Here is a 2,684-nt window from a genome sequence, read left to right on the forward strand (position 1 = left end):
CGACCATCCCGCTCGTCAGCGACGCCCGCATGCCACCGCCCTCGAAGATCAGAGCTGTATCGCCGATCCGAGTCGTGTCCGCCGCTGTCGTCACCTGACTTGCACCTTTCATAATCGTCATCCTAAAGAAGGCTACCCGATGGTAATTGACCGGCACCCAAAGACGGCGGAGTCACCGCCAAGACAAGAGCATCGATGTCAGTCAGCACTGACCCCGAGATCCCGGTCGACCACATCGACCTCGGCCTCGCCGATGCCCACTTCCAGGATCAGGAGATGACCACAGTGGTGCTGCGAACCCTCAACAGAACGGCGAGTTCCAACCCGGCAGCCTTCCGCCGCGGGCTCGCTCATGAGCCGGCGACCGGAACTGCTGACTTCGTGGGTTCGAGCCGACATCATCGAAGACCGTGACACGGTGCTGGACCGTGACGAGCTGCTGGAGTGAGAGGACTTCTGGACAACCTCACTGATCAGCCGTCCTCGGCCAGCGCCTCATAGGCGGGGCGGAGCACCTCGGCGAGGGGCTGCTTCCGCACCGTGACGGTAATCGGTGGCACCTGTTCGAGCACGGAGACCGCCGTCCCGAGCGGGCGTGGCGGGACAATCTGGGCGGGCTGGAAGTAGAACTCGTCGAGGAGCTCGGTCAAGGGCACCGGGGCGGAGTTCTCCGCCGTCGAACCGGTGTGCAGGTGCTCGAGAAGGTCCTCGCGTTCGCGTCCTCGCCAGGCGAGGATCCGAAATGGGTCCTCATCGAACTGTTCGGCGAGCAGATAGAACACTGCCGCGACGTGCTTGCACGGCACGGCGGCGTCCGGGCAGGAGCAGTCGAGAGTGAGCTCGCCCTTGATCGGGAACAAGGTGAGGCCCACATCGTCGAAGAGCTTCTCGATGTCGGCGGGCATCTGCCCTGACAGCAGTTGAGCGACGAACCAGGCGTCCTCGTTCATTCTCTCCTCGATGCTCGCCCATTCGGCCTTGCCGTAGGCGCGCAGTCCGATGCGCACGCGGTAGGGACGAGCTCTCGAGCCCTGCACGGTTGCGCTCACCAGACCGGCGTCGAGGTCGATGTCGAGGACCTGGCCTCGGCGGGCATAGTTGCGGCCACGGGTCAGCCGGGTGCCCATGCCCATGCCTTCGAGGACGGTGATGAACCGTGTCGACCACCAGGCCTGGGCCATCGAACCGCGTTTCGATTTCGCGCGGATGCCGCCGTCGACCGTGCGCGGCTTCGACGGCGGATAGAACCGGGACCCGAATGACTTACTCACCGACGGCATCCTTCGACAGGGTGAGAAGGTCACGCAGACTGTCCGTCGACATCTCGGTCAGCCATGACTCTCCCTCACCGACAACCATATCCGCCAACTCCTTCTTCTCCTCGAGAATTGCGTCGATCCTCTCCTCCAAGGTACCGATGCCGATGAACTTGCGCACCTGCACCCGGCGTTTCTGCCCGATTCGGAACGCTCGGTCCGTGGCTTGGTTCTCCACAGCCGGGTTCCACCAGCGGTCGAGGTGAACGACTTGGTTGGCAGCGGTGAGATTGAGCCCGGTGCCTCCGGCTTTGAGGGAGAGCACAAAGATCCTCGGACCGTCCGGCTCCTGGAAGTCTTTGACGATTTGGGTGCGACGCTGCTTCGAGGTGCTTCCGGCGAGATAGGCGACATCGGTGTCGAACTTGGACGCAAGGTGAGGCACGAGCATCTCCCCGAAGTCGGTGAACTGGGTGAAGCACAGCACCCGATCCCCCTCAGCCAGGGTCTCTGACATGATCTCTTCGAACCTCTCGAGTTTGCCCGACCTCTGTCCGATCGCCGAACCGTCGTGGAGGAGATGGGCAGGATGGTTGCAGACCTGTTTGAGTTTCGTCATCGCCGCCAGCACCAGTCCACGTCTCTCGATACCGCTCGATTCCTCGATGCGCCCCATCATCTCGGCGACGACGGATTGGTACAGCGAGGCTTGTTCGACTGTGAGGCGGTAGTGCTGTTTGATCTCGATCTTCTCCGGCAGATCGTCGATGATCCGCGGATCAGTCTTCGTCCGTCGCAAGATATAGGGCCGAGTGATCCGACGCAGGCGGTGCGCTTGCTCCTCGTCGGCCCTCACCTCGATCGGACGGGCGAATCGTTCGCGGAACTTCTCTGGGGTGCCAAGCATTCCCGGGTTGACGAAGTCCATGATCGACCACAGTTCGCTCAACCGGTTCTCCACCGGGGTGCCGGTCAGCGCGATCTTCTGTCCCCCGTTCAGACGCCGGATGGCCTTGGTGGTCTGGGAGAGGCGGTTCTTGATCACTTGTGCTTCGTCGAGGACGACGCGTACCCAGCCGATGCGTTCGAGTTCGGCGATGTCGCGGGATGCGGTGGCGTAGGTGGTGATGACGAGGTCCGCCTCGGCGAGAGCTGCATCGAGTTCGTCCCCGCGGGGACGGGCCGGCCCGTAGTAGACGAGGATGCGCAAGCTGGGGGCGAATCTGGCAGCCTCGGCTTCCCAGTTGCCGATCAGCGACATCGGGCACAGCAACAGGGTCGGGGCACTGGTCATGGTGTCGGGGTCAGCAGCGGCGTAGGCGCGTGCGCGGGCGGTGGCTTCCAGGGCGAGCAGCTGCACGGTCTTGCCGAGGCCCATGTCATCGGCGAGGACGGCGCCGATTCCCAGACGTCCGAGGAAGTCCAGCC

Annotated in this window: 3 protein-coding genes; 1 reads left to right on the plus strand and 2 read right to left on the minus strand. The window is 63.4% G+C overall.

What is annotated here, in order from left to right; all coding sequences use genetic code 11:
- The first annotated feature begins 195 nt into the window (after positions 1-195).
- A complete protein-coding gene (locus L0G76_RS15495; RefSeq protein ID WP_009884115.1) occupies positions 196-414 on the plus strand; it encodes a hypothetical protein in 219 nt (72 codons plus the stop codon).
- 59 nt (positions 415-473) lie between these two features.
- Here the strand turns inward: L0G76_RS15495 and L0G76_RS15500 are convergent, their stop codons facing one another.
- Together L0G76_RS15500 and L0G76_RS15505 are read right to left on the minus strand one after the other, a co-directional pair.
- Positions 474-1,271 carry an SWIM zinc finger family protein gene (locus L0G76_RS15500; protein WP_304358034.1) on the minus strand — a complete coding sequence of 266 codons (798 nt, stop codon included), beginning with the start codon at positions 1,269-1,271 and terminating at the stop codon, positions 474-476.
- Positions 1,264-2,684: DEAD/DEAH box helicase (locus L0G76_RS15505; RefSeq protein ID WP_304358035.1), on the minus strand; the 1,421-nt coding region annotated here is incomplete at its 5' end. The genes L0G76_RS15500 and L0G76_RS15505, both read right to left, overlap by 8 nt.

It is taken from the genome of Brevibacterium picturae (assembly GCF_030453725.1).
Lineage (GTDB): Bacteria > Actinomycetota > Actinomycetes > Actinomycetales > Brevibacteriaceae > Brevibacterium > Brevibacterium sandarakinum_A.

Excerpts from the sequence above, each read along its gene's own strand:
- L0G76_RS15495 (WP_009884115.1), top strand. The coding sequence starts at position 196 with ATGTCAGTCAGCACTGACCCCGAGATCCCGGTCGACCACATCGACCTC.